The sequence below is a fragment of the Streptomyces sp. NPDC089919 genome (assembly GCF_040684615.1).
GTDB lineage: Bacteria > Actinomycetota > Actinomycetes > Streptomycetales > Streptomycetaceae > Streptomyces.
Genome location: NZ_JBFBGK010000050.1, coordinates 17,122 through 43,118, shown reverse-complemented (window position 1 = coordinate 43,118; position 25,997 = coordinate 17,122). Strand labels below are relative to the sequence as shown.

Here is a 25,997-nt window from a genome sequence, read left to right as displayed (position 1 = left end):
CCCGCCGCCGGCCTGCCACCGGCGGCGTGCCCCGACGGCCATCCTGAGGAGAGCGCAGGGCAACGACGTGTTCGATTTTCTAGACAATCCGCAGTACGACCTGCTCGGCGCCTTCTGGGTGACGGTGCAGCTGACCCTGTGGTCGGCGGCCGGGTCCCTGATCTGGGGCACCATCCTCGCCGGCATGCGGGTCAGCCCGGTCCCGCTGATGCGGAGCTTCGGCACCGCATACGTCAACGTGGTCCGCAACACCCCGCTGACGCTGATCATCATCGGCTGCTCGCTGGGCCTGGGCCAGACGCTGGGCGTCACCCTCGCCGGTGACACCTTCGAGCAGAAGGGCTTCCGGCTCGCGGTCCTCGGCTTCATCGCCTACACCGGCACCTTCGTCTGCGAGGCGCTGCGCGCGGGCATCAACACCGTCCCGCCGGGCCAGGCCGAGGCGGCCCGCGCCTTGGGGCTGAGCTTCACCCAGGTCCTGCGGCTCATCGTGCTCCCGCAGGCCTTCCGGGCGGTCATCGCACCGCTCGCCAACGTCCTGATCGCGCTCACCAAGAACACGACCGTGGCCGCCGCGATCGGCGTGGCCGAGGCCGCGACCCTCATGAAGACCATGCTCGAGAACGAATCCGACGCCATCTTCGCCGTCTTCGCGGTCTTCGCGTTCGGATTCATCGTGCTGACCCTGCCAGTCGGCCTGATCCTCGGCCAGCTGGCCAAGCGGATGGCGGTGAAGCGATGAGCTCCGTGCTGTACGACACGCCCGGCCCCAAGGCCCGGCGCCGGAACCTCCTGTACACCGTGCTGTTCGCGGTCGTCTTCTGCGGCGCCCTGGCCTGGGTGCTGTCGGTGATGTCGGACAAGGGCGAGCTGGACGCGGCCAAGTGGACGCCGTTCGTCGAGGACGGCAACGTCTGGACGACCTTCCTGCTGCCGGGCCTGGGCGAGACCCTGAAGGCGGCGGCCCTGTCCATCGTCATCGCCCTCCCGCTGGGCGCCCTGCTGGGCATCGGCCGGCTCTCCGAGCACCGCTGGGTGCGCATCCCGGTCGGCGCGGTCGTGGAGTTCTTCCGTGCCATCCCCGTCCTGATGCTGATGATGTTCAGCTTCCAGCTGTACGTGGAGTACACCGGCCTCAGCTCCGAGATCCGGCCGCTGTACGCCGTGGTCACCGGCCTGGTCCTGTACAACGCCACGGTCATCGCGGAGATCGTCCGGGCCGGCATCCACTCCCTGCCGTACGGCCAGACCGACGCCGCCAAGGCGCTCGGCCTGCGCAAGGGCCAGTACATGACGAGCATCCTGCTCCCGCAGGCCGTGACCGCCATGCTGCCCGCCCTGGTCAGCCAGCTCGTGGTGATCCTCAAGGACACCGCGCTCGGCGGCGCCCTGCTCGGCGTGGAGGACCTGCTCTCCGCCTACCGCACCATCCCGGCGAACTACGGCGCCAACACCATCGCGACCCTGGTCGTGATCGCGCTGCTCTACATCCTGGTGAACTTCGCGCTCACGAGCGCCGCAGCCTGGCTCGAGCGGCGGCTGCGCCGCTCCAAGAAGAGCACCGGCGCCGTGGTCGGCGGCGAGAGCGTGGAGATGGCGGCCGGCGCGCCCAGCGCCACCGGGGAGTACCTGGGCCCCGGCGCCTGACCCGCAGTCACCTTCCCGATCAGGCCCGTGTGGTGCCGCGGAACCCTCCCCCGCGCACCACACGGGCCCTCGCGTGCTTGCGTCACTTGACGCAAGCACGCGCAGTGGGTTGCATACGTTCTGTGATCACATTTCGGACCATCGGGGCCGCATCATGGACCCGGTGATCGTCGTCGGCGCCGGGCCCGTCGGGCTCGCCCTCGCCCTGGCCCTGGCCGGCCAGGGCGTTCCCTGTGTCGTACTCGACGAAGGCCCCGGCAAGGACGAGCCGCGGCCGGCCCGGACCCTCGTGCTGCATCCGGAGACCGCCGCCATGGCCGCCCGGCTCGGCTGCACCACCCTGCGCGACGAGGGCGCCCGCTGGACCGCCTGGCGCACCCTCAGACGCCGTCAGGAGCCGGTGCGCACGGCCCTGGAGCCGGGCGGGCCGGCCCCCCTGCACATCCCCCAGCACGCGCTCGCCCGCGGGCTGCGCGACGCCGCGCACGCCCACCCGCTGGTCCAGCTGATCACCGACAGCAGGCTCGACACCCTCGAACAGGACCCGCGCGGCGTCACCGCGCACACCCGCGGCGCCGAGACCACCTGGTGGCGCGGCAGTTACCTGGTCGGCTGCGACGGCGCCCGCTCCACGGTGCGCAAGCTGCTGGGCATCCGCTTCCCCGGCCGCACCGCCGTCGAACGGCACGCGGTGGCCGCGCTGCGCACCGAACTCCCCTGGCCCGACGAGGCCCTGCTGCACCGGGCACCCCCCGAGGAGGTCACCGCCCGGCCGCTGCCGGACGGGGTGTGGCGGCTGGACTGGCTGCTCCCGCCGCGCGGCGACCTGGTCACCCCGGACGTGCTGGTGTCCCGGATCCGGGACACCCTCGCCGGCTGGTGCGGCGGCACCACCCCCGGGTACGACCTGCTCGACACGGGCGTGTACACCCTCCACCACCGGCTGGCCCGGCGCTGGCGGGCCGACCGCGTCTTCCTCGCCGGCGACGCCGCGCACCTGCTCGGCGCACTGGGCACCCAGGGCGTCGAGGAGGGGCTGCGGGACGCCGAGAACCTCGCCTGGAAGCTGGCCCTGGCCTGGCACCACGGCGCCTCCCCCGCCCTGCTCGACAGCTACCAGGCCGAGCGCCGCACCGCCGTCGCCGCCCGGCTGCGCGCCGCCGACCAGGCGATGCCGGCACTGCGCTCCTCGGGCGGCCTGCGGGTGCTGGTCCCGGGCTCCGGGCGGGCCAACGCCGCCCTGCTCGCGGACGCGCACCTGGGCCGCGGCCCGCTGGGCGCCGCGCCCGGGTACGCGCGCTCCCCGCTGGCCCCGCCGCCGGCCGAGGGGACCGTACCCACCGCCACGGAACCCGGCGCACCCGTCACCGACGTCCGGGTCACCGCCCCCGACGGCACCACCGTCCCGCTGCGCGACCGGCTGGGGGCGGGCCGCCTGCTGGTGGTCCTGGTGGCCCCGGGCACCGGCGTGTGGGACCGGCGGCACTGGCTCCAGGCCGGGCTGATGCCCCGGCTGGCGGCGGCCGTCAGCGCCCTGCCGGTCCGCGCCGAGCTGCTGGTGGCCGAGGAGTACCCGGGCGCGGCGGCCCACACCGTCCTGCTGGTCCGGCCGGACGGCCACCTGGTCGGGGCCTTCGGCGGGGTCCGGCCGGCCGAGCTCTACGCGGCGGCCGACGCCCTGCGCGGCGGCCCGCCCGGCACCGACGACCGGGCCCCGGCGGCCCCGGCGGCACACGCGGCGGAGTGAGGCTCCGGACCGCCGGGGACACCCGGCGGTCCGGACCCGCCTTGCCGGCGCGCACCCGGCGTTCCGGCCGTCCCGGCCCCCGGCGCGCCGCGAAAAGACCGATTGACCGGTACTCAAGATCCGTGGTGTACTCCCGGACATGACCGGCCTCGACGTACGCCTCTGGCGGAGGGTCCACATGGACCTCCTCCGCTTCGCGGGCTGCGTCTGTCGGCCGTCCCGCTGATTCGCCCCTTCCCGCGCGCCCGTCGGCGCGCCCCCACGCGAACCTCCAGGACGGTCCCCCCGTGTCTTCCCGCGCCACGCTGCCCTCCCACGCCCCCGCCCCGTCCGACGGACACCCCGGCGACGGCCCGACGGCGGCCGAACTCCTCGACTTCGCCCTGCGCACCGCCGCCGACCCCGAGCTGATCGCCGCCCTGCCGCTGGACCCGGAGGGCCGTACCTGGGTACGGCTGGACGGCCCCGGCGGCAGCGAGGCCTGGCTGATCGGCTGGCCGCCGGGAAGCGGTACCGGCTGGCACGACCACGCCGAGTCCCGGGGCGCCTTCGCCACCGCCGCCGGCCGGCTGACCGAGCACTCGCTGGCCGTCCGGCTGCCGTCCGGCGGGTGGCGGAGCCTGGAGCTGGACGGGGACGTGGACCGGAGCCGGCAGCTGCCCGCCGGCCGCGGCCGGGCCTTCGGGGAACACCACGTCCACGAAGTGCTCAACGAGTCGGCGGCCGAGCACGCGGTCTCCGTCCACGCCTACCACCCGCCGCTGCCGCTGATCCGCCGCTACTCGCGGACCGGCCCCCTGCTGCGGCTGGAGCAGGTCGAGCGTCCGGCGGACTGGCAGTGAGCGCCGCCGACGGCCCGGGCATCGACGCCTTCCTGGAGCGGGTCCGCGAAGGGCTCGACCGGGTGGACGCCCGGCAGGCACAGGAGGCGGCCCGCGCGGGCGCGCTGCTGGTGGACATCCGCTACCAGGCGCTGCGGGAGCGGGACGGGCTGATCCCGGGGGCGCTGGTGGTGGAGCGCAACGAACTGGAGTGGCGGCTGGACCCGCTGGGCAGCCACAAGCTCCCGGAGGCCACCGGCCACGACCTGACCGTGATCGTCGTCTGCAACGAGGGCTACGCCTCCAGCCTCGCGGCCGAATCCCTCCAGCGCATCGGGCTGCCCGGCGCCACCGATCTCGTCGGCGGCTTCCAGGCCTGGCGGGCGGCCGGCCTGCCGGTCCTGGCCCCGGAGCCGCGCGGTACCTGAGACCCGGCCGCCCCCGCTCCGGACGAGCCGGGGCGGGGGCGGTGGTGGCGGGGCCGGGGCCGCTACTGCTTGGCCGCGGCGGCCTCCACCGGCCGGACCGACAGGGCCAGCCGGCCCGGTACGGCGGTGGCGACCAGCGCCAGCAGGCCGGCGGTGCCGATCACGGCCGCGTAGGCCAGGGGCAGCACGGTGGGCGCCGCCCGCCCGGTCATCCCGACGCTGAAGGCGGTCAGCACCGCCGCCGCCACGCCGGTGCCCAGCGCCCCGCCCATCAGCAGCACGGACAGTGCCTCGATGCGCAGCATCCGCAGCACCTGGCGGCGGGTGGCCCCGGACAGCCGCAGCATCGCGAACTCGCGGATCCGCTCGCCGGTGGTCATCGCCAGGGTGTTCACCACGGAGATGGCGGTGAAGGCGAGCACCAGCCCCATCGCGATCAGGTTGATCTCGGCGCCCGCCTCCTGCCGGGCCGCCCGGACGGAGTCCGCGGCGGCCGGGGTGAGCACCCGCACGCCCGGGAAGCCGGCCAGGGCCTCGGTCAGCCGGGCCCGGGTGGCACCGGGGCGGGCGGAGACGTAGACGGCGGGCGAGGACGGGTCGTCGACGTGGGCGGCGACCAGCGCGTGGTCGAGGGTGAGGTCCCCGAAGCCCAGGCCCCGGGCGTAGACGGCGGCCACCGTCACGGTCGCCGGGGTGCCGTCGCCCAGGTTCACCGTCAGCTCGCTGCCGGGCGCCAGGCCCAGCTGGTCGGCGGCGAGTTCACTGACCGCGGCGCGGCCGGGGCCGAAGCCGGCCAGCGAGCCCCGGGTGACCTGCGGGTCCCAGGTCCTGGTGAGACCGGCGGGGCTGACGCCCTGGGCGGCGTACTTGGTGAGGCCGACCCGGACCTGGGTGGTGACCACCTCGGTGACCGCGGTGACGCCCGGTACGGTACGCAGCTTCGCCGCGGCGGCGGCCGGCACGCCCGGGCCATCGCCGGCCAGCACCCAGCCGGCCGTGATGCCCTCCCGGGCCTGGGTGCGGGCCGCGTCGCCGAGGGTGGGCTGGGCGAAGAGCACCGTGCAGGTCATGCCGACGAGCAGGGCGATGGGGGCGACCGCGGAGGCCATCCGGGTGGCGTTGCCGCGCAGGTTGGCGGCGGCCAGGCGGCCGTTGGGGCCGGAGAGCCGCAGCGGACCGGAGAGCAGCAGGGCGGCGCCCCGGACCAGCAGCGGGCCGAGCAGCGAGATCGCCCCGGCCAGCACGATCACGGTCAGGAAGGTCACCGGGGTGGAGGCGGGCTCGGTGCGCAGCACGGAGAGGACGGCGACCAGCACGGCGCCGGCGGCGGCGAGCAGCAGTCCGACGGCGATCCGGCCCCAGGCGGGCCTGGTGCGCTCCAGGCTCGCCTCGGTGAGCGCCCGGGCGGGGCTGATGCGGGTGAGCGGGCGGGCGCTGAGCCGGGCCGCGGCCCAGGCACCGAGCAGGGTGACGGCCACGGCGGCGATCATCGGGAAGATCCCGGCGGTGCGGGCGAGGGTCGGCGGGACCACCCCGGCCTCGGCGAACCGGCCGAACAGCCAGGCGCCGAGCGGCAGTCCGGCGAGGGCGCCGAGGACGCCGCCGGCCAGGGCGACGATCAGGGCCTCGGTCACCAGCAGCTTGCGGATCTGCCGGGCGGTGGCGGCGATGGCGCGCAGCACGGCCAGTTCGCGCTGCCGCTGCCGGACGGCCAGGGCGAGGGTGCCGGAGGCGACGAGGACCGAGACCAGCAGGGCGGTGCCGGCCATCGAGCCGCCCATGGAGACCAGCTTGATGCGGGCGCCGGCGGCGTCGAGGAATTCCACCGGGCCGCGGTCCTCGCCGGTGCTGACCTGCGCGGTGGTGCCCCGGAGGGCCTTGGCGACGGCGGCGCTCAGGGCGGCGGGGGTGGTGCCGGGGGCGGGCGTCAGACCGAGGGCGGTGTAGGTGCCGGCGGGGCGGCCGGAGAGCCGGCGGGCCTCGGCGGAGCTGAAGAAGAGCGCGCTCTGGTGGGGCAGCCCGGCGCCCGGGGCGGCGGCGACACCGCTCACGGTGTACGTCCGGGGGGCCGTGCCGGCCTGGACGGTGAGCGGGGAGCCCGGGTGCAGCCCGGCCCGGCGGGCCAGCTCCCGGTCGACGACCACCTCACGGCCGGTGCGGGGGGCCCGGCCGGCGGTGAGGGCGAAGGGGGTCAGGGCCGCGGAGTCCCAGGCGTGGCCGTAGGCGGGCGGGCCGGCCGGGGCCTTCAGCCGGGGGGCGGCGGGGAAGGTGAGCTCGGGCACGGCCCGGCCGACCTCGGGCAGGGCGCGGACCAGGTCGGGGACCTCCGCCGCGAGCCAGGCCCGCTCGGCGACCGGCTTGGCCTTGTGCTTGACCTTGGTCTTGCCGTTGCCCTTGTGCTTGACCGTGGTCCGGTGGACGTTCTGGTCGGCGGAGACGACCACGGGGGCGGCGGCGTAGCGCTCGGTGCCGATGGTGCCGCGCAGTCCGGTCTCGAGCAGGGACCCGCAGGCGGTGATCAGTGCCGCCGCGCAGAGGAAGGCGGTGAACGCGCCCAGGAAACCGGCCTTGCGGTCCCTGACGCTCAGGAGGGCGTAACGCAGCATCATGTGCCCCACCCTCGCCCCGGGCACCCCTCCGGGTCAGTGGAGCACCCCGCCCGATCCGCCCGGGGGCTAGCCCCACCCCCGAGCACCGGTGGCCGTCAACTCCCCTGGTGGACGCGGCGGTACGGGCGCTCGCGCGGGCCGCCGGGCGAGCGGGGCGGGCCGGTGGGACGGGCCCGCGGCGGGCCCGGGACCCGGGCCTTCCGGCCCCGGCGGGTCACTCGTACCCGTACCCCAGGTCCTCGGTGTCCTCGCCCTCCTCCTCCAGTGCGCGGCGCACCACGCGCAGCGCCATGCCCTCCGGGTAGCCCTTGCGGGCCAGCATCCCGGCGAGCCGGCGGATCCGCTTGTCGCGCTCCAGCCCGCGGGTGGAGCGGAGCTTGCGGTCGACGAGCTCGCGGGCGGTCTCCTCCTCCTGCTCGGAGTCCAGCCCGGCCACCGCCTCGTCGATCAGCGTCGACTCGACGCCCTTGGTGCGCAGTTCGCGCACCAGCGCCCGGCGGGCGAGCCCCCGGCTGTGGTGCCGGGACTCCACCCAGGCGCCCGCGAAGGCGGCGTCGTCGATCAGGCCGACCTCCTCGAAGCGGGACAGGACCTCCTGCGCCACCTCCTCGGGAATGCCCCGCTTGTGCAGGGCGTCCCCGAGCTGCTTGCGGGTGCGCGGACTCCCGGTGAGCAGGCGCAGGCAGATGGCCCGCGCCTGCTCCTCGGGGGTCCCCCGCTCCGGGGAGCCCGTCGCTCCCCGGTCCGGATCGGACCTCTCGGCCCTCGCCCGGCGGCCCGGCGGCCCCTGCCCGGCCCGCCCGGCCCCCCGCGGGGCGGGCCCTTCGCCGTCCCCGGGTCCTGCGGCCCACACGGTCAGGCCTTGGCCGGGCTGGCCTTGACCGCCTTGGCCTTGCTCGCCGGGGCGGGCACGGTCTTGGCGTCGTCCGCGTCGGCGGCGGGGGCTTCGGCGGCGGGCTCGGCGTCGCTCTTGCGGACGCCCACGCCCAGCTTCTCCTTGATCTTCTTCTCGATCTCGTTGGCGAGGTCGGGGTTGTCCTTCAGGAAGTTGCGGGCGTTCTCCTTGCCCTGGCCGAGCTGGTCGCCCTCGTACGTGTACCAGGCACCGGCCTTGCGGACGAAGCCGTGCTCCACGCCCATGTCGATCAGGCCGCCCTCGCGGCTGATGCCCTGGCCGTACAGGATGTCGAACTCGGCCTGCTTGAAGGGGGGCGCGACCTTGTTCTTGACGACCTTGACGCGGGTGCGGTTGCCGACCGCGTCGGTGCCGTCCTTCAGGGTCTCGATGCGGCGGATGTCCAGGCGGACGGAGGCGTAGAACTTCAGCGCGCGGCCACCGGTCGTGGTCTCCGGCGAGCCGAACATCACGCCGATCTTCTCGCGGAGCTGGTTGATGAAGATCGCGGTGGTCTTGGACTGGTTGAGCGCGCTGGTGATCTTCCGGAGCGCCTGGCTCATCAGACGGGCCTGGAGGCCGACGTGGGAGTCGCCCATCTCGCCCTCGATCTCCGCACGCGGCACCAGGGCGGCCACGGAGTCGATGACGATCAGGTCGAGGGCGCCGGAGCGGACCAGCATGTCCACGATCTCCAGCGCCTGCTCGCCGGTGTCCGGCTGGGACAGGATCAGGTTGTCGGTGTCCACGCCGAGCGCCTTGGCGTACTCGGGGTCGAGGGCGTGCTCGGCGTCGACGAAGGCGACGGTGCCGCCGGCGCGCTGGGCGTTGGCCACGGCGTGCAGGGTCAGGGTCGTCTTGCCGGAGGACTCCGGGCCGTAGACCTCGACCACGCGGCCGCGCGGCAGCCCGCCGACGCCGAGGGCGACGTCCAGAGCGGTCGACCCGGTGGGGATGACCTCGATGGGGTCGTTCGGCCGGTCGCCGAGGCGCATGACCGCGCCCTTGCCGAATTGTCGTTCAATCTGCGCGAGCGCGGCGTCCAGCGCCTTCTCGCGGTCGGTGCCTGCCATGGGTTCCACCCGGGATGCTTGAGTCGATCGCTTCACGTGAAAGACGCTAACCCCTGCCACTGACAATGCGCCTCCACGCCCCTTCCGGCTGTGGATAACCGGGGAAAACCCCAGCAATCCCAAGGCCGGATCCCCCATGAGAATAGATGTTCGATTTCCATGTCAAGCCGCCACGCGGCGCGGGGAACCCGCGCTTCCGCCCCCACCTCCGGCTCTGAGCGGGCGTCGGCGAAGGAGCCCGGACGCGCGGACGCCCGCCGTCCCGGGGGGCCGGGAGGGCGGGCGTCGGAAGGAGGGGGCGGCGGGTCAGCCGCGGGCGGTCCGCTCGGCCTTCTTGGCCTGCATCTCCTTGATCCGGACCGACTCCTTGCGGACGTCGGCCTGGGTGGCGCGCTCCTGCTGGAGCCACTGCGGGTTCTCCTGCTTCAGGGCCTCGATCTGCTCCGTGGTCAGGGCCTCGGTGACCCCGCCGCGGGCCAGGCCCGAGATGGAGACGCCGAGCTTGGCGGCGACCACCGGGCGCGGGTGCGGACCGCTGCGGCGCAGCTCCACCAGCCACGCCGGCGGCTCGGCCTGGAGCTTGTTGAGCTCGTCGCGCGAGACGACACCCTCCTGGAACTCCGCGGGGGTGGCCTCGAGGTACACACCCAGCTTCTTGGCCGCCGTGGCGGGCTTCATGGTCTGGGGGCTCTGGTGCGACGTCATGCCTCAAGAATATCGAGCGCCCGCACCCCCGCGGACCATGTCGGGGGACGGGTACGTCACGCCCGGCCGCCCCCGGACCCGTCCCGGGGCCCCGCGGCGCCCGGACGCACGTGCGTCACCCCCGGCCGGGCCCGGGTAACCTGGCCGGGTGACAGGCTCGGATGCAACCCCCTCGTTCCGGCTCGCGTACGTCCCGGGCGTGACCCCCGCGAAATGGGTGCGGGTCTGGCAGGAGCGCCTTCCCGGTACCCCCCTCGAACTGGTCGCGGTCAGCGCCGCGGAGGCCCCCGGGGTGCTCCGCGACGGCGCGGCCGACGCCGGTCTGGTCCGGCTCCCGGTGGACCGTGCGTACTTCAGCGCCATCCCCCTGTACACCGAGACGACCGTGGTCGTGGTCCCCAAGGACCACCTCTTCGCGGCCGTGGAGGAAGTGACCGCCGAGGACCTCGCCGACGAGGTCGTCTTCCACCCGCTGGACGACACCATCGGCTGGGAGCAGCCGCCGGGCCGCCCCGCGATCGAGCGCCCGGCCACCACGGCCGACGCCATCGAGCTGGTCGCGGCCAACGTGGGCGTGCTGGTGGTCCCGCAGTCCCTGGCCCGCCTGCACCACCGCCGGGACCTGACCTACCGGCCGCTCACCGACGCGCCCCAGTCCGGCGTCGCCCTCTCGTGGCCCGAGGAGCGCACCACCGACCTCGTCGAGGACTTCATCGGGATCGTCCGCGGCCGTACGGTCAACAGCTCCCGGGGCCGTACCCAGACCCCCGCCGCGGACAAGGCCAAGGACAAGCAGAAGCCCAAGGGCCAGGCCCAGAACAAGTCCAAGGGCCAGGGCAAGGCCCAGGGCGGCAAGGCCCCCGCCCGGGCCGGCGGCCGCCCCGCGGCCAAGGGCGGCGCCGCCAAGCGCGGCGGCCAGGCCGGCGGCAAGCCCCGCCGCCGCTCCTGAACCGTCACCCCTCGGACGGGCCCCGGCTCACACCCGGGGGTCGTCCGCGACCTCGTACCTCTTCACGTACGCCCCCAGGAACGACTGCAGCGTCGCCACCGCCGGGATCGCGATGAGCGCGCCGACCGCACCGAGCAGCGCCGTCCCCGCGATCACCGAGCCGAAGGCCACCGCCGGGTGGATGTCCACCGTCCGCGAGGTCAGCTTGGGCTGCAGCACGTAGTTCTCGAACTGCTGGTAGATCACCACGAAGGCCAGCACGTACACCGTGTGCCAGGGGCTCACGGTGAAGGCGATCAGCATCGGCAGCGCGCCCGCCAGGTAGGTGCCGATGGTCGGGATGAACTGCGAGACCAGGCCGACCCAGATGGCGAGCGCGGGCGCGTAGGGGATGCCGAGCACGGCCAGCACCACATAGTGGGCGACCGCCGAGACCAGCGCCATCAGACCGCGGGAGTACAGGTACCCGCCGGTCTTGGCCACCGCGATCTCCCAGGCCCGCAGCACCTCGGACTGCCGGGCGGGCGGCAGCACCGAACACAGCGCGCGGCGCAGCCGGGGCCCGTCGGCCGCGAAGTAGAACGAGAACAACCCGATGGTCAGCAGCTTGAAGAGGCCGCCCAGCACCGTCGCCGAGACGTCCAGCACCCCGCTCGCGCTGTTCTGCACGTACTTCTGGAGCCAGTCCGAGTGCAGCAGGCTGTCCTGGATGGCCAGCCGGGACAGGTCGGTGTGGAAGGTGGTGTTGATCGACTCGATCACCGAGTCGAGCGAGCGCGGGAAGTCCTCGACCATGTCGACGATCTGCCCGGCCAGCATCGAGCCCAGCAGCACCATGAAGCCGACCGCGAAGAGCAGCACCCCCAGGAAGACCAGGAACGTCGCCACCCCCCGGCGCATCCCGCGGGCCGCCATCCGGCTCACCGCCGGCTCCACGGCCAGCGCCAGGAAGAACGCGATCAGGACGTTCAGCAGCAGCCCGATCAGCTGGTGGAAGGCCCAGCTGCCGAGCTGGAAGCAGGCGTAGAGGGCCAGCACGAGCACCACGGCACGGGGCAGCCAGCGCGGCATCCGGGGCGGCGCCGGCCGGGGGCCGGGGACCGCCGCGGGCGACGGCGGGTCGCCGGGGTCGGCGGCCGGCTCCGGGCCGGGGCGGGACGGGTGTTCTGGCTGGTCGGTCTCATGCGTGGCTGACACCCCGCAAGTCTCCCGCATATGTCTCGGTTGTCCCCCACCCGGACGAAGGTCAGCGCTTCTCGCCCGGCACGTCCACGGCCGCGCACACCGCCCGCCACACGTCCTTGGCCTCCCAGCCGGCGTCCAGCGCCTCGTGGACGGTACGGCCGCCCAGTTCCGTCATCACGTGATCGCGCGCGAAGGAGTCCGCGTACCCGGCGCCGAAGTGGTCGGCCATCCGCTCCCAGAAAATCGTCAACCGCATGACTCCAGTATCCCGCCCCCGGGGTGCACCACCGCCGTCGTCCCCGCCCGGCGCCGCCCGGCGCCCTACGGTCGGTGCATGCCTGGTGACGAAGCATCCCCCCTGGCCCGCGCGGAGCGGTTCGTCTGGCTCACCGCCCGGATCCTGGAACGCCGTCGGTTCGCCTACCACTTCCTCGGCGGCCCCGCCGATCCGGTGGACGCGGCCCTCGGCCCGTACCTCAACCCCGACGGCGGCTACGGCCACGCCCTCGACCCGGACCTGCGCGGCCCGGAGAGCCAGCCCCTGCACACCGTCCACGCGCTGCGGGTGCTCGACGCGCTCGGCCGGTGCGCGGGCCAGCGGATCGAGCGCCTGTGCCGCCACCTGACGCAGGTCTCCACCCCCGACGGCGCCCTGCCCGTCCTGCGCCCGGGGCCCCGGGACCACCCGGTGGCCCCCTACCACCCGGTCTCCGACGACCCGCCGAGCGAACTGCTCACCACCGGTCCGGTGGTCGGGACGCTGCACCGCAACCGGGTCTGGCACGCCTGGCTGTTCCGGGCCACCGACTTCTGCTGGGACCGGATCGAGACGCTGCGACACACCCACCCGTACGAGCTCCAGGCCGCGGTCGACTTCCTGGACGGCGCGCCGGACCGGTCCCGGGCGCTGGCGGCGGCGGACCGGTTGGGAAGGCTGGCCCGCGAGGGCCGGCTGGTGGTCCTCGATCCGGCGCGGCAGGACGAGTACCCGACGGCGGCCGGCTACGCCCCGGGCGAGCGGCTCTTCCCGCACGACTTCGTGCGCCGGCCGGAGTCCCTGGCCCGCGGCTGGTTCACGGACCAGGAGCTGGCCCGCTCGCTGGACTTCCTGGCGGCCGGGCAGCAGGAGGACGGCGGGTGGCCGGTGCGGCGCCGGGCCTGGGCGCCGGGCAGCAGCCTGGAGCGGCGGCCGATCGCGACGATCGAGGCGCTGCTGACGCTGCGCGCCCACGGCCGGCCGGTCGGCCCGCCCGCCGGGGCGGCACCGGGCACCGACGGGGCGCCGCGGGGCGTGCCGGGGCAGCCCGGCCGGCCGGAACAGGCCGGGGTCAGCCGCCCAGGGCCCGCACACCCGCGGTGACCAGCACCGCCGCCGCGACCACGAGCAGGAAGGGGGCCCGCAGCAGCAGCGCGACGCCGGCCGCGGCGAGCCCCGCCGCCCGGGCGTCGAACACCAGCGCGTGGCCGGTGCTGAAGGTCTGCTGGGCGGTGAGGGCCGCCAGCAGGGCGACCGGCAGCAGGGCGGCGAGCCGCCGCACCGCGGGCCGTTCCAGGGCGCCGGCCGGGACCAACAGCCCGGCCAGCTTCAGCAGGTAGCAGCCGGCCGCCGTGACGGCGATGGCGATCCAGACGTTCACCGGAGGTCTCCTGAGGTCGGGCCGGACGGGGCGCGGCCGGCCGCGCCCCGTCCCTTGAGGTACAGCACCGCGGGCGCGGCCAGCGCCGCGACCAGCACCGGGACGCCGGCCGGCAGGACGGGCAGCAGCCCGAGGCCGAGGACCAGCGCGAGGACGGCCGTCGCCCGCTCGGTGGCGGTCTTCAGCATGGGCGCGAGCAGGGCCAGGAAGACGGCCGGGCCGGCCGCGTCCAGACCCCAGGCGTTCGGGTCCCCGATGGCCTCCGCGCCCAGGGCGCCGAGCAGGGTGGTGAGGTTCCACAGCACGTAGAGCGACAGGCCCGTGACGGTGAAGCCGAGCCGGGCCGAGCGCCGGTCCCGCTGCGCCAGCGCCACGGCCGTGGTCTCGTCGATCACCCAATGCGCGGCGAACGGCCGCACCGCGCGCGGCAGCCGCAGCAACTGGGACAGCCGCAGCCCGTAGAAGGCGTTGCGGGTCCCGAGGAAGAAGGCCCCGGCCGCGGCGGTGAGCGGATTCCCACCCGCCGCCAGCGCCCCGACCAGCGCGAACTGCGAGGCGCCGGTGAAGACCAGCAGGCTCAGCGCACAGGCCTGGGCGACGCTCAGCCCGGCCCCCGCGGCGGTGACGCCGAAGGCGAACCCGGAGAGCCCCACGGCCACCCCGACGCCCAGCCCGTCACGCACCACCGCCCCGCGCCCCGGCCCCGCGCCGCCCCCGGCCCGGGGTACGGATGTCTCTGGAGGTACCGCTGTCTCTGCCACGCCAAGACCGTAGACCGCCCCCGACCAGCCGGTCTTGTACGTTCTTGCACCCCCCCGCCCACATCCCGGACACCCCCGGGCCCCCGCCCCGCACGGCGGCGAGAATGGACCCATGGCACCGGACGGGGAGTGGGCACGGCACTGGCAGTACGCGGAACTGCCCGGCCTCGACCTGCTGCGCGCCCACTACGTCCGGCACGCCTTCCCCCGGCACGCCCACGACGGGTACGTCATGGCGACCGTGACCGGCGGCATCGAGGAGGTCGGGCTGCCCGGCGGCACGGTCCGGGCGGGCGCCGGGGACGTGGTCCTGATCAACCCCGAGGTACCGCACACCGCCCGCGCCGGGGCTGCGGAGGGCTGGGCCTACCACACCCTGTACCCGGACCGGCGGCTGATCGCCGAGGTGGCCGCCGAGATCGGCACGCTGCGCGGCACCCCCGGCTTCACGGTCGACGTGGTGGCCGATCCGGCCGCCGCCCGGCTCATCAAGGAGGTCCACCGGGCCGCCGAGGAGGGCAACGCCCTCGCGGCCGACAGCGTCCTGCGGATCGCGGTCGCCGGGCTGCTGCGGCGGCACGGCGGGACGCTGCCGGTCCGTCCGGTGCGGGGCGCGGGCGCGGCCACCGCCGCCCGGGCCCGCGCGGTCCTGGAGGAGCACCTGGCCGACCCGCCGTCCCTGGAGCAGCTGGCGGCCTCGCTGGGCACCAGCCCCTTCGCCCTGCTGCGCGCCTTCCGCGAGACGTACGGCATGCCCCCGCACACCTGGCTGACCGACGCCCGGGTCCGCCGGGCCCGGGCGCTGCTCGCCGCGGGCACCCCGGTCGCGGAGGCGGCGGTGACCGTCGGCTTCACCGACCAGCCGCACCTCAACCGGCACTTCACCCGGATCGTGGGGGTCCCGCCCGGCGCCTACCGCCGGGAGCGCACCGCCCCCTGAGCCCGCCGTCACCGGACGCATCCGCGCAGGTCCGGGCCGTTGTCGGTGGCGGGGTGCACGATGGGGTGCATGGCCCGATCAGCGCTGGACTCCTTCTCCCCCGCGACCCGCTCGTGGTTCACGGGCGCCTTCCGCGCGCCCACCGCCGCGCAGGAGGGCGCCTGGCGGGCCATCGGCGAGGGGTCGGACGTCCTGGTGGTCGCCCCCACCGGTTCGGGCAAGACCCTGGCGGCCTTCCTCGCCGCCCTGGACCGGCTGGCCAGTACGCCCGCGCCCGCGGAGGCCCGCAAGCGCTGCCGGGTGCTCTACGTCTCCCCGCTCAAGGCCCTCGCGGTGGACGTGGAGCGCAATCTGCGCAGCCCGCTGACCGGCATCCGGCAGGAGTCGGTGCGCCAGGGCCTGCCGGAGCCGGAGATCCGGGTGGGCATCCGCTCCGGGGACACCCCGCCCGCCGAGCGCCGGGCGCTGGCCACCCGCCCGCCGGACATCCTCATCACCACCCCCGAGTCGCTGTTCCTGATGCTCACCTCCGCGACCCGGGAGGCGCTGTCCGGGGTCGAGACGGTCATCCTGGACGAGGTGCACGCCGTGGCGGGCACCAAGCGCGGCGCCCATCTGGCGCTGTCCCTGGAGCGGTTGGACGAGCTGCTGCCCCGGCCGGCCCGCCGGATCGGCCTGTCGGCGACGGTCCGTCCGGTGGAGGAGGTGGCCCGGTACCTGTCGCCGCGGCGCGCGGTGGAGATCGTCCAGCCGCCCTCGCAGAAGGAGTTCGACCTGTCGGTGGTCGTCCCGGTCGAGGACATGGGCGAGTTGGGCGGCTCACCGGCCACCGAGGGCTCCGAGGGCGGGGACAAGCCCTCGATCTGGCCCCATGTCGAGGAGCGGATCGCGGACCTGGTCCAGGCGCACCGCTCCACCATCGTCTTCGCCAACTCCCGCCGGCTGGCCGAGCGCCTGTGCAACCGGCTCAACGAGATCGCGTACGAGCGGGCGGTGGGCGAGCCGCTGCCGGAGGGGGCGCCGCCGGCCCAGGTCATGGCCCAGTCCGGGGCCGCGCAGGGCGCCCCGCCGCTGCTGGCCCGGGCCCATCACGGCTCGGTCTCCAAGGAGCAGCGGGCGCTGGTGGAGGAGGACCTCAAGGCCGGCCGGCTGCCGGCGGTGGTGGCCACCTCCAGCCTGGAGCTGGGCATCGACATGGGCGCGGTGGACCTGGTCGTGCAGGTGGAGTCGCCGCCCTCGGTGGCCTCCGGGCTCCAGCGCGTCGGCCGGGCCGGGCACCAGGTCGGCGCGGTCTCCCGGGGCGTGGTCTTCCCCAAGTACCGGGGCGACCTGGTGCAGTCCGCGGTGGTGACGGAGCGGATGCGGACCGGCTCGATCGAGTCCCTGCGGATCCCGGCCAACCCGCTGGACGTGCTGGCCCAGCAGCTGGTCGCGATCACCGCGCTGGACACCTGGCAGGTGGACGACCTGCTGGCGCTGGTGCGCCGGGCGGCGCCGTTCGCCGCGCTGCCGGACTCGGCGTTCACGGCCGTGCTGGACATGCTGGCCGGGCGCTACCCCTCGGACGCCTTCGCGGAGCTGCGGCCGCGGGTGGTGTGGGACCGGGTGGCGGGCACGGTCACCGGGCGGCCGGGGGCGCAGCGGCTGGCGGTCACCTCCGGCGGGACGATCCCCGACCGGGGCCTGTTCGGCGTCTTCCTGGCCGGTGCGGACCCCAAGAAGGGCGGCGGCCGGGTCGGAGAGCTCGACGAGGAGATGGTCTACGAGTCCCGGGTGGGGGACGTCTTCACCCTGGGCACCACCTCCTGGCGGATCGAGGACATCACCCGCGACCGGGTGCTGGTCTCCCCCGCGCCGGGGGTGCCCGGCCGGCTGCCGTTCTGGAAGGGCGACCAACTGGGCCGGCCGCTCGAGCTGGGCCGCGCGGTGGGCGCCTTCCTGCGCGAGGTGGGCGGGCTGGGCGCGGAGGACGCCCGGCTGCGGCTGCTGGCCGCGGGGCTGGACGCCTGGGCCGCGGAGAACGTCCTCGCCTATCTGGCGGAGCAGCGGGAGGCCTGCGGGCACGTCCCCGACGACCGCACGATCGTGGTCGAGCGCTTCCGCGACGAGCTGGGCGACTGGCGGGTGGTGGTGCACTCCCCGTTCGGCGCCCAGGTGCACGCCCCCTGGGCGCTGGCGCTCGGCGCCCGGCTGGCGGAGCGGTACGGCATGGACGCCCAGGTGATGCACGCCGACGACGGCATCGTGCTGCGGCTGCCGGACGCCGACCTGATGGGCCTGGACCTCCTGGACGGCGACCTCGGGGGCGCCGGGTCCGGGACCGGCTTCGAGTTCGACGGCGAGCAGGCCCCGCTGGGCGCGGCGGACGTGGCCTTCGACAAGGGCGAGGTCGACCGGATCGTCACCGACCAGGTCGGCGGCTCCGCGCTGTTCGCCGCCCGGTTCCGCGAGTGCGCCGCCCGGGCGCTGCTGCTGCCCCGGCGCAATCCCGGCAAGCGCACCCCGCTGTGGCAGCAGCGCCAGCGCGCGGCCCAGCTGCTCCAGGTGGCCTCGGAGTTCGGGTCGTTCCCGATCGTGCTGGAGGCGGTGCGCGAATGCCTCCAGGACGTCTTCGACGTCCCGGGCCTGACGGAGCTGATGGGGGACATCGAGTCCCGGCGGGTCCGCCTGGTGGAGGTGACCACCGCCGAGCCCTCGCCCTTCGCCCGCTCCCTGCTCTTCGGCTACGTGGCGCAGTTCCTCTACGAGGGCGACTCCCCGCTCGCCGAGCGGCGGGCCGCGGCCCTCTCGCTGGACTCCCGGCTGCTGGCCGAGCTGCTGGGCCAGGCGGAGCTGCGCGAACTCCTCGACGCGGAGGTGCTGGCCGAGCTGGAGCGGGAGCTCCAGTGGCGCACCGAGGACCGCCGCGTCAAGGACGCCGAGGGCGTCGCGGACCTGCTGCGGATGCTGGGCCCGCTGACGGAGGCGGAGCTGGCCGAGCGGGGCGCGGAGCCCGCCTGGGCGGCTGCCCTGGGGACGGCCCGGCGGGCCATCGCGGTCCGGATCGGCGGCCGGGACCACTGGGCGGCGATCGAGGACGCCGGCCGGCTGCGGGACGCCCTGGGCACGGCCCTGCCGGTGGGGGTGCCGGAGGCGTTCACCGAGCCGGTCAAGGAACCGCTCGGCGACCTGCTGGCCCGGTACGCCCGCACCCACGGCCCCTTCACCTCCGCCGCGGCGGCCGAGCGGTTCGGCCTGGGCGTGGCGGTCACGGACGGCGCCCTGCACCGGCTCGCCGCGGCGGGCCGGGTGGTCCAGGGCGAGTTCCACCCCGCGGGCATCGGGCAGGAGTGGTGCGACGCGGCGGTGCTGCGCCGGCTGCGCCGCCGCTCGCTGGCCGCGCTGCGCCAGGAGCTCGAGCCGGTGCCGCCGGCCTCGCTGGCCTCCTTCCTCCCGCAGTGGCAGCACGTGGGCGGCGGGCTGCGCGGGATCGACGGACTGGCCCGGGCGATCGAGCAGTTGCAGGGCGCACCGGTGCCGGCCTCGGCCCTGGAGCGGCTGGTGCTGCCCTCCCGGGTGGCGCAGTACGGCCCGGCCCTGCTCGACGAGCTGACCACGACCGGCGAGGTGGTCTGGGCGGGCGCCGGGGCCCTGCCCGGCAAGGACGGCTGGGTCTCGCTCTACCTGGCGGACGCGGCCCCGCTGCTGCTCCCGGCCCCGCACCCGCTGGAGCTCTCCCCGCTCCACCAGGCCGTCCTGGAGGCCCTGTCCGGCGGGTACGGCCTCTTCTACCGGCAGATCGCCGACGCGGTGCGCCGCACCCTGCCCGAGGTGTCGGACGTCCAGCTCTCCGAGGCGGTCTGGGACCTGGCCTGGTCGGGCCGGCTGACCAATGACACCCTCGCCCCGCTGCGGTCCCTGCTGGGCAGCGGCCGGACGGCCGGCGCCACCGCCCACCGGGCCCGGCGGACCGTGCCGCGCGGCCGGTACGGCAGCCTGACCGCGGCGGCCCGGCCGGCCGCCTCCCGCACCGGCCCGCCGACGGTCTCCGGGCGCTGGTCGCTGCTGCCGCCCGCCGAGCCGGACCCGACCCACCGGGCCCACGCGGTGGCCCGCACGCTGCTGGACCGGCACGGCGTGGTCACCCGCGGGGCGGTGGCCGCCGAGGGGATCGAGGGCGGCTTCTCCGCCGTCTACCGCGTCCTGTCGGCCTTCGAGGACAGCGGGCAGGCCCGCCGCGGCTACGTGGTGGAGGGGCTGGGCGCGGCCCAGTTCGCGATGGACGGTGCGGTGGACCGGCTGCGCGCCGCCGCCACCGCGAAGGACCGCGCCGAGTCGGCCCTGGAGGCCCGGGTGCTGGCCGCCGCGGACCCGGCCAACGCCTACGGCGCGGCCCTGCCCTGGCCGGAGCCGCCGGACGGCGCGGGGCACAAGCCGGGCCGCAAGGCCGGCTCGCTGGTGGTCCTGGTCGACGGCGAGCTCGCGCTCTATCTGGAGCGCGGCGGCAAGACCCTGCTGGCCTGGCCGGAGCCGGACTCGCCGGCCCTGCTCGCCGCCACCGCCGCCCTCGCGGCCGCGGCCCGCGCGGGCCAGGTCGGCGCGCTGACGGTCGAGCGGACCAACGGCACCGCGGCCCTCACCTCCCCGCTGGGCCGCTCCCTGGAGTCCGCCGGCTTCCACGCCACCCCCAAGGGGCTGCGGCTGCGGCCCTGAGGCCGCGCCCCGGGACGCCGGCCGGCCCCGGGGCGCGGGCGGTCAGAGCGCGGCCGGCGAGGCGATGGCGAAGTCCGCCGGGTCCACCCCGCCCTCCTTGGTGTCGTCGTTGGCGAAGACGAAGGACTCGATGGGCACCCCCCGCTCGTCGCTGAGCTGGGCCACCAGCTCCTGGAGCACCACGGCCTCCAGGACCGTGCGCACCGCGCCCGCGCAGGCCGGCAGCCGCACCACGTGCAGGTCCGGCAGCTCCGCCGGGCCCGTCTCGGCGGTGGTGACCAGCAGCGTGCAGTGGCCGGCCGCGGCGAGCGAGCCGGCGAGTTCCACCTCCCGCCCGGCCCCGAGGACCACGTGCAGGGTGTTGCCCGCCGACTCCATCTCGCCGTGCAGGTAGTTGCGGGTCACCGCGGCCGTCGCGGGCATCCGGACCACCTCGCGCAGCAGCAGCGCCCCTTCCTCGGCGGAGGCCCGGGAGGCTCCGGCGGCGACCACGTCCGCGGCCGTGCAGCCGGCCGCCCCGGTCCGCAGCCCGGCCACGGCCTCGGCGGCCCGGCGGTGGGTGAGGTCGGTCAGCGCGCCGATGCCGTGCCAGGGGCCCTGGTCCGCCGGCCGCCCGGTCAGGGCGCCGGCCATCAGGTCCAGGGCCACGATCGTGCCGGTGTAGCCGATGGTGGAGGCGTAGGAGTCGGGCTCGTTGCCGAGGTCCACGGCCAGGTCCGCGGCCGCCACGAGCGGCGAGGGCGAGACGTTGACCAGGGCCGCCTTCAAAGTCGCCGGCGGCGCCGCCCGGAAGGCGGCCAGGGTCTCCGTGCTGCGGCCGCCCTGGGAGACCCCGATCAGCACGTCCGCCTCGAAGCCGGTCAGGCCGCCCTCGATCTCGCTGGACAGCACGCGCTGGGTGACCACGCCCTGTTCCCGCAGCTGCTGGACGGGCACCGCGAGGGCGGCGTACGAGGCTCCGATCCCGGCGAGGAGCGGGCGGCGGGCGGCCACCAGCCGGGCGGCGCCGGCCGCGGCCAGCTGGCCGCGGACGTGTGCGGCCACGCGTTCGAGGGCGGCGCCTTGACCGGCCTGGCCCTGGAGGAAGGTGATGCGGGATCCGGACATGGGGGTTCCTTTCGGACGGGAGGAGCGGCTGCGGGAGGAGCGGCTGCGCGGGCTGCTGCGGGGAGGCCTGGAGCGGGAGGACCGGCGGGGGCGCTCAGGGCGCCGGGGTGCCCTCGTCCTCGGCCGGTTCGCGTTCCCGCCCCGGAGTGGGCAGGTCGAACTTGACGATGGCGAACCGGAAGATCACGTAGTAGAGCGCCGCGAAGGCCAGTCCGATGGGTATGAGCAGCAGCGGCTTGGTGGCGATGCCGAAGTTGACGACGTAGTCGATCGCGCCGGAGGAGAAGCCGAAGCCGTCGCGGATGCCCAGGGCGTAGCACAGGGCCATGGAGAGGCCGAAGAGCAGGGCGTGGACCACGTACAGCAGGGGCGCGACGAACATGAACGCGAACTCGATGGGCTCGGTCACCCCGGTCACGAAGGACGTGAGCGCGATCGAGATCATCATGCCCTTGACCATGGTGCGGTTCTCGGGCCGGGCGGTGTGCGCCATGGCCATCGCGGCCGCCGGCAGGGCGAACATGTAGATCGGGAAGCCGCCGGTCATGAACTGCCCGGCCGCCGGGTCGCCGGCGAGGAAGCGGGCGATGTCGCCGTGGACCTCGGCGCCGGTGGCGGGGTTGACGTAGCTGCCGGCCTCGAACCACGGGAAGAACGAGAAGAAGTGGTGCATCCCGATCGGGATCAGTGCGCGCACCACCACTCCGAAGACGCCCGCGCCCCAGGCCCCGGTGCCGACCAGCCACTCGCCGAAGTGGAAGAACCAGGACCCCACGGTCGGCCAGACCACTCCGAAGACCACGCCCATCCCCACGCCCGCGAAGGCGCTCAGGATCGGCACCAGCCGGCGTCCGCTGAAGAAACCCAGCCAGTCCGGCAGCCTGGTCCGGCTGAACCGCTGGTAGAGCAGGGCCGTGACCAGGCCCATCACGATGCCGCCGAGCACCTTGGCGTCCAGCGGCTTGCCGTCGACGCCGTTGGGGAAGGCGGGGCTGGCCAGCACGGACGAGAAAACCAGGTAGCCGACCACCGCGGACAGCGCGGTCGAGCCGTCGGCCTTCTTCGCGAAGCCGATGGCCACGCCCACCGCGAAGAGCAGCGGCAGGTGGGTGATGACCGCGCTGCCGCCGGCGTCGAGGACCATCGCCAGCTTGCGGACGAGCTCCGGGAAGGACTCGCGGCCCAGCAGGTCGTCGGCACCGAGCCGCTTGAGCAGCGCGGCGGCGGGGAGCACGGCCACCGGCAGCATCAGGCTGCGCCCGATGCGCTGCAGGACGGGCATCACGCGGGAGTCCCGCTTGGCGCGGGGTGCCGCGGCCTGGGGGGCGGCCGTACTCATCGTTTCTCCTCGGTGGGGCGGGGGTGTGGGAGGTCCACGGCCCCGAACCTATGGAGTGGTCTTGCAGTGGTCAATAGAGGTATGTAGTGGTCTTATAAAATCGGGGCGGAAGTCCCCTGGCCCTCCGACCCTTGGGCCCGTTTCCCCCAGGCCCCAGGAGCCGTCAGCCGCCCAACTGGTAGCAAGTGGTATGGTCCTGGTCTGAACCACGCTGGAAGGGCAGGGCATGACCGACACCACCCCCGCGACGGCCGGCCCGGAGCCGCTCTGGGTGCAGGCCGCCGACCGGATCCGCGAGGAGATCGCCCGCCGGGGCCTGGTGGCCGGGGCCAAGCTGCCCCCCGAGCGCGAGCTGTGCACCCGGCTCGCGGTCTCCCGGGTGACCCTCCGCCGCGCCCTGGCCCACCTGGTGGAGCGCGGCCTGGTCACCGCCTCGCACGGGCGCGGCTGGTTCGTCGCCGCCCCCGCGCCGACCGCGCCGGCCCGGGAGTGGCCCAAGGACCTCGAGTCCTTCACGGCCACCGCCCGCCGCAAGCACATGCGCGCCGGCTCCCTGGTGCTGCGCAACACGGTCGAGAGCGCGTCCCTGGACGACGCCGAGCGGCTGGGCGTGGTCCCCGGCACCCCGCTGATCCGGCTGGAGCGGGTGCGCACCCTCAACGACGTACGGATCGCCCTGGACCGCACCCTGCTGGTGGCCGAGCTGGCCCCGGACCTGACCGGGGTGGACTTCACCACGGCCTCCCTCTACGAGCAGCTGGCCCGCTGGGGCATCGTGCCGCGCCGCGCCGAGGCCACCATCGAAGCCCGCTCCGCCGGCCCGGCGCTCGCCGGCCACCTGGGCATCGCCGCGGGCTCGCCGGTCCTCGTGCTGGACCAGACCGTCTTCGCCGACGACCGCGCCGTCCTCCTGTCCACCGTCGAGTACAGCGGCGACCGCTACCGGCTGCGCACCACCCTGCAGACCGACTGACGCCGCCCGCCGCCCGGCGGACAATGGGGTCATGCCCGAAGGAGACAGCGTCTGGCAGGCCGCCCACCGCCTCGATGCGGCGCTGGCCGGCCGGACCCTGACCGTGAGCGACTTCCGGGTGCCGAAGCTGGCCACCGTCGACCTCACCGGCCGGACCGTCCTCGGGGTGCAGCCGCGCGGCAAGCACCTGCTGACCCGCTTCGACGGCACCCCCGCCCTCACCCTCCACAGCCATCTGCGGATGGACGGCGCCTGGCACCTCTTCGCCCCCGGCGAGCGCTGGCACGGCGGCCCCGCCCACCAGATCCGCGCGGTCCTGGGCACCGCCGACCGCACCGCCGTCGGCTACCGGCTGCCCGTCCTCGAGCTGCTGCGCACCGCGGACGAGGAACGGGTGGTCGGCCACCTCGGGCCCGACCTGCTGGGCCCCGACTGGGACCCGGCCACGGCCGCGGCCCGTCTGCTGCGCCAACCGGACCGCCCGGTCGGCGAGGCCCTGCTCGACCAGCGCAACCTCGCCGGGATCGGCAACATCTACAAGTCCGAGCTCTGCTTCCTGGCCAAGGTCACCCCCTGGCTCCCGGTCGGCGAGCTGCCCGACCCGGACCAGCTGGTGGACCTGGCGCACCGCCTGCTGGACGCCAACCGCGACCGCGGCCGCCGCAGCACCACCGGCAGCCACCGCGCCGGCCAGACCCTGTACGTCTACGGCCGGGCCCGTCGCAGCTGCTTCCGCTGCGGCACCCCGGTCCGCACCGCCCTCCAGGACGACCGCCCGACCTACTGGTGCCCCCGCTGCCAGTCCGGCCCCTCCGGCCGGACCGCCGCGGGCCGGCGCCCGGATCCGCCCCCGCCCACTGGTTGACGATCCGTCAGATACGGTCGTACCGTCCCGCCATGCCCCTTCCGTCGTACGACCTCACCGGCCGCACCGCGCTGATCACGGGCGCCGCCAGCGGCATCGGCCGCGCCAGCGCCCGCCTGCTCGCCCGCGCCGGGGCCGCCGTGTACTGCGCGGACCTCGACGAGAAGGGCCTGGCGGAGACCGCCGGCCTGATCGGGCAGGAGGGCGGCACGGCCGTCCCGCACCCGCTGGACGTCACCGACCGCGCCCAGGTCACGGCCGCCGTCGCGCGGGCCTGCCAGGAGACCGGCCGGCTGGACGTCACCGCCGCGATCGCCGGGATCATGCACACCAGCAGCGTGGTCGACACCCTCGACGCGGACCTCGAGCGGGTCCTGGCGGTCAATTTCAAAGGCGTCCTGTACACCTGCCAGGAGTCGGTGCGCGCGATGCTCGCCGCCGGCACCCCCGGCTCCCTGGTGACCATGGCCTCCGGGGCCGTGGACACCGCCGCACCGGGCCTGCTCTGCTACAGCGCCGCCAAGGCCGCGACGGTCCAGATGACCAAGACCCTGGCCGCCGAGAACGGCCCGCACGGCATCCGCGCCAACGTCGTCGCCCCGGGCTGGATCCGCACCCCCATGACCTCCCGCCACGACACGGCCGTCCAGGAGCAGACCGAGGCCGCGATGGTGCGGATGTCCCCGCTGCGCCGGGTCGGCGAGCCCGAGGACATCGCGGGCACCGTGCTCTTCCTGGCCTCGGACGCCTCGTCCTTCATGACCGGGCAGATCCTCCGCCCGAACGGCGGCGTCGCCATGCCCTGGTGATCGCCCGCCCGGCCGCCCGGCCCAGCCGCGACAGCCCCGCCCAGAGCCCGGACAGCAGCCCCTCACCGCGCGCCCGGGCCGCCGAGACCCCCGGGGCCCGGCCCAGCGGGACGGCGTGCACCGGCAGCAGCGAGAGCCCCCAGCCGCCGACCGCGACGGCCCCTTCCAGGACCCCCGTACGGCCCGGCGGGGCCGATGCCAGCCGCAGGACCGCCCACCACCACAGCGCGCCGCCCAGCAGGCCGGCCGCGCCCAGCGCGGGGACCCGTATGCGCCCCCGGAAGCCGTGCCCTGCCACCCGCCCAGTCTCGCGTACCGGCTCCGGGACCGCACCCAGAACGCCGGCCCCGGCCGGGAACACGACGAAGCCCCGGCAGGGCGCACACGGCGCACTCCGGGGCCTCGCCCACACTCACATCACGCGGCTACGACATCCACCGCTTCGGCCGGCGCCTTGATGGTCACCCGCTCGGGTCCCGCGACCGAGGCCACGGAGACCGAATTGAGCATCGGGCGGACCGGTGCCGGTACCGGATCGCTCGCGGCAGCCGACGCAGCCAGCTCGGCGAGCGAGAGTTCGTCGCTGACTTCGCGCATCAGCTCGGACATCCGTACGTCCAGCGCGTCGCAGATCGCGGAGAGCAGCTCGGAGGATGCCTCCTTCTGCCCCCGCTCCACCTCGGAGAGATAGCCGAGTGAGACTCGGGCGGACGAGGAGACTTCGCGCAGAGTACGGCCCTGGCGCTGGCGCTGCCGACGCAGCACGTCACCCAGCAGGCGACGGAGCAGAATCATCGGTGGCTCCCTCCTCTGAC

At 75.3% G+C, this 25,997-nt stretch carries 25 protein-coding genes; 13 read left to right on the top strand and 12 right to left on the bottom strand.

What is annotated here, in order from left to right; all coding sequences use genetic code 11:
* The first annotated feature begins 67 nt into the window (after positions 1-67).
* The 6 genes from AB0O40_RS20790 (at position 68) to AB0O40_RS20765 (ending at position 4,643) form a co-directional block, all read left to right on the top strand.
* Positions 68-742, top strand: coding sequence for an amino acid ABC transporter permease (locus AB0O40_RS20790; RefSeq protein WP_365043487.1), 675 nt, complete (start codon positions 68-70; stop codon positions 740-742).
* Positions 739-1,647, top strand: a complete 909-nt coding sequence (locus tag AB0O40_RS20785; RefSeq protein WP_365043484.1) for an amino acid ABC transporter permease — start codon at positions 739-741, stop codon at positions 1,645-1,647. Before AB0O40_RS20790 ends, AB0O40_RS20785 begins: the two co-directional genes overlap by 4 nt.
* A gap of 154 nt (positions 1,648-1,801) precedes the next feature.
* Positions 1,802-3,394 carry an FAD-dependent monooxygenase gene (locus AB0O40_RS20780; RefSeq protein WP_365043482.1) on the top strand — a complete coding sequence of 531 codons (1,593 nt, stop codon included), beginning with the start codon at positions 1,802-1,804 and terminating at the stop codon, positions 3,392-3,394.
* A gap of 139 nt (positions 3,395-3,533) precedes the next feature.
* Complete coding sequence (locus AB0O40_RS20775) at positions 3,534-3,620, top strand: putative leader peptide (RefSeq protein WP_365043527.1); 87 nt, start codon at positions 3,534-3,536, stop codon at positions 3,618-3,620.
* Positions 3,621-3,699: 79 nt separating this feature from the next.
* Complete coding sequence (locus AB0O40_RS20770; RefSeq protein WP_365043524.1) at positions 3,700-4,236, top strand: cysteine dioxygenase; 537 nt, start codon at positions 3,700-3,702, stop codon at positions 4,234-4,236.
* Positions 4,233-4,643 carry a rhodanese-like domain-containing protein gene (locus AB0O40_RS20765; RefSeq protein WP_365043479.1) on the top strand — a complete coding sequence of 137 codons (411 nt, stop codon included), beginning with the start codon at positions 4,233-4,235 and terminating at the stop codon, positions 4,641-4,643. Before AB0O40_RS20770 ends, AB0O40_RS20765 begins: the two co-directional genes overlap by 4 nt.
* Positions 4,644-4,705: 62 nt before the next feature.
* Here AB0O40_RS20765 and AB0O40_RS20760 read toward each other — a convergent pair whose 3' ends face one another.
* The 4 genes from AB0O40_RS20760 to AB0O40_RS20745 form a co-directional block, all read right to left on the bottom strand.
* The gene (locus AB0O40_RS20760; RefSeq protein ID WP_365043477.1) at positions 4,706-7,252 is read right to left on the bottom strand and encodes an ABC transporter permease; all 2,547 of its coding nucleotides are present in this window, start codon (positions 7,250-7,252) and stop codon (positions 4,706-4,708) included.
* A gap of 214 nt (positions 7,253-7,466) precedes the next feature.
* Positions 7,467-8,105 (bottom strand): recombination regulator RecX, encoded by a 639-nt coding sequence (gene recX, locus AB0O40_RS20755; protein WP_365043475.1) that lies wholly within the window; start codon positions 8,103-8,105, stop codon positions 7,467-7,469.
* A 2-nt stretch (positions 8,106-8,107) separates the two neighbouring features.
* Positions 8,108-9,220: a recombinase RecA gene (recA, locus tag AB0O40_RS20750; RefSeq protein ID WP_365043472.1), complete on the bottom strand. Its 1,113-nt coding sequence runs from the start codon at positions 9,218-9,220 to the stop codon at positions 8,108-8,110.
* 306 nt (positions 9,221-9,526) lie between these two features.
* Entirely contained in the window at positions 9,527-9,925 is a 399-nt protein-coding gene (locus AB0O40_RS20745; RefSeq protein ID WP_365043469.1) for a DUF5997 family protein, read from the bottom strand.
* Between the two features lie 148 nt (positions 9,926-10,073).
* On the opposite strand from AB0O40_RS20745, the gene AB0O40_RS20740 reads away from it, so the two are divergent.
* Positions 10,074-10,874 carry a LysR family substrate-binding domain-containing protein gene (locus AB0O40_RS20740; RefSeq protein WP_365043466.1) on the top strand — a complete coding sequence of 267 codons (801 nt, stop codon included), beginning with the start codon at positions 10,074-10,076 and terminating at the stop codon, positions 10,872-10,874.
* A gap of 27 nt (positions 10,875-10,901) precedes the next feature.
* Here the strand turns inward: AB0O40_RS20740 and AB0O40_RS20735 are convergent, their stop codons facing one another.
* Together AB0O40_RS20735 and AB0O40_RS20730 are read right to left on the bottom strand one after the other, a co-directional pair.
* Entirely contained in the window at positions 10,902-11,945 is a 1,044-nt protein-coding gene (locus tag AB0O40_RS20735; protein ID WP_365043521.1) for an AI-2E family transporter, read from the bottom strand.
* A gap of 175 nt (positions 11,946-12,120) precedes the next feature.
* Positions 12,121-12,315 carry a DUF3046 domain-containing protein gene (locus AB0O40_RS20730; RefSeq protein WP_365043463.1) on the bottom strand — a complete coding sequence of 65 codons (195 nt, stop codon included), beginning with the start codon at positions 12,313-12,315 and terminating at the stop codon, positions 12,121-12,123.
* 78 nt (positions 12,316-12,393) lie between these two features.
* Here AB0O40_RS20730 and AB0O40_RS20725 point away from each other — a divergent pair, with 78 nt between their 5' ends.
* Complete coding sequence (locus AB0O40_RS20725) at positions 12,394-13,419, top strand: hypothetical protein (protein WP_365043460.1); 1,026 nt, start codon at positions 12,394-12,396, stop codon at positions 13,417-13,419.
* Here AB0O40_RS20725 and AB0O40_RS20720 read toward each other — a convergent pair.
* Complete coding sequence (locus AB0O40_RS20720) at positions 13,388-13,696, bottom strand: AzlD domain-containing protein (protein WP_365043457.1); 309 nt, start codon at positions 13,694-13,696, stop codon at positions 13,388-13,390. The genes AB0O40_RS20725 and AB0O40_RS20720 overlap by 32 nt on opposite strands.
* Entirely contained in the window at positions 13,693-14,382 is a 690-nt protein-coding gene (locus AB0O40_RS20715; RefSeq protein WP_365043454.1) for an AzlC family ABC transporter permease, read from the bottom strand. The genes AB0O40_RS20720 and AB0O40_RS20715 overlap by 4 nt, the downstream gene beginning before the upstream one ends.
* Before the next feature lie 187 nt (positions 14,383-14,569).
* On the opposite strand from AB0O40_RS20715, the gene AB0O40_RS20710 reads away from it, so the two are divergent.
* Positions 14,570-15,397: an AraC family transcriptional regulator gene (locus AB0O40_RS20710; protein ID WP_365043451.1), complete on the top strand. Its 828-nt coding sequence runs from the start codon at positions 14,570-14,572 to the stop codon at positions 15,395-15,397.
* A gap of 69 nt (positions 15,398-15,466) precedes the next feature.
* A complete protein-coding gene (locus AB0O40_RS20705; RefSeq protein ID WP_365043449.1) occupies positions 15,467-20,089 on the top strand; it encodes an ATP-dependent helicase in 4,623 nt (1,540 codons plus the stop codon).
* A gap of 42 nt (positions 20,090-20,131) precedes the next feature.
* Here AB0O40_RS20705 and AB0O40_RS20700 read toward each other — a convergent pair whose 3' ends face one another.
* Both AB0O40_RS20700 and AB0O40_RS20695 read right to left on the bottom strand, forming a co-directional pair.
* On the bottom strand, positions 20,132-21,196 hold the full coding sequence (locus AB0O40_RS20700; protein WP_365043446.1) for a hypothetical protein: 1,065 nt from the start codon (positions 21,194-21,196) through the stop codon (positions 20,132-20,134).
* 94 nt (positions 21,197-21,290) lie between these two features.
* Positions 21,291-22,535 carry a PTS transporter subunit EIIC gene (locus AB0O40_RS20695; RefSeq protein WP_365043443.1) on the bottom strand — a complete coding sequence of 415 codons (1,245 nt, stop codon included), beginning with the start codon at positions 22,533-22,535 and terminating at the stop codon, positions 21,291-21,293.
* A gap of 226 nt (positions 22,536-22,761) precedes the next feature.
* On the opposite strand from AB0O40_RS20695, the gene AB0O40_RS20690 reads away from it, so the two are divergent.
* Genes AB0O40_RS20690 through AB0O40_RS20680 form a run of 3 tightly spaced genes read left to right on the top strand, consistent with a single transcriptional unit; the run spans position 22,762 to position 25,182 of the window.
* Positions 22,762-23,508: a GntR family transcriptional regulator gene (locus tag AB0O40_RS20690; protein ID WP_365043440.1), complete on the top strand. Its 747-nt coding sequence runs from the start codon at positions 22,762-22,764 to the stop codon at positions 23,506-23,508.
* Positions 23,509-23,539: 31 nt separating this feature from the next.
* Positions 23,540-24,373, top strand: a complete 834-nt coding sequence (locus tag AB0O40_RS20685; RefSeq protein ID WP_365043437.1) for a DNA-formamidopyrimidine glycosylase family protein — start codon at positions 23,540-23,542, stop codon at positions 24,371-24,373.
* Positions 24,370-25,182 carry an SDR family NAD(P)-dependent oxidoreductase gene (locus AB0O40_RS20680; protein ID WP_365043434.1) on the top strand — a complete coding sequence of 271 codons (813 nt, stop codon included), beginning with the start codon at positions 24,370-24,372 and terminating at the stop codon, positions 25,180-25,182. Before AB0O40_RS20685 ends, AB0O40_RS20680 begins: the two co-directional genes overlap by 4 nt.
* Here the strand turns inward: AB0O40_RS20680 and AB0O40_RS20675 are convergent.
* A complete protein-coding gene (locus AB0O40_RS20675; protein ID WP_365043431.1) occupies positions 25,130-25,480 on the bottom strand; it encodes a hypothetical protein in 351 nt (116 codons plus the stop codon). The two genes, AB0O40_RS20680 and AB0O40_RS20675, sit on opposite strands and share 53 nt — an antisense overlap.
* 119 nt (positions 25,481-25,599) lie before the next feature.
* Positions 25,600-25,977: a helix-turn-helix transcriptional regulator gene (locus AB0O40_RS20670; protein WP_365043428.1), complete on the bottom strand. Its 378-nt coding sequence runs from the start codon at positions 25,975-25,977 to the stop codon at positions 25,600-25,602.
* Positions 25,978-25,997 lie beyond the last annotated feature (20 nt).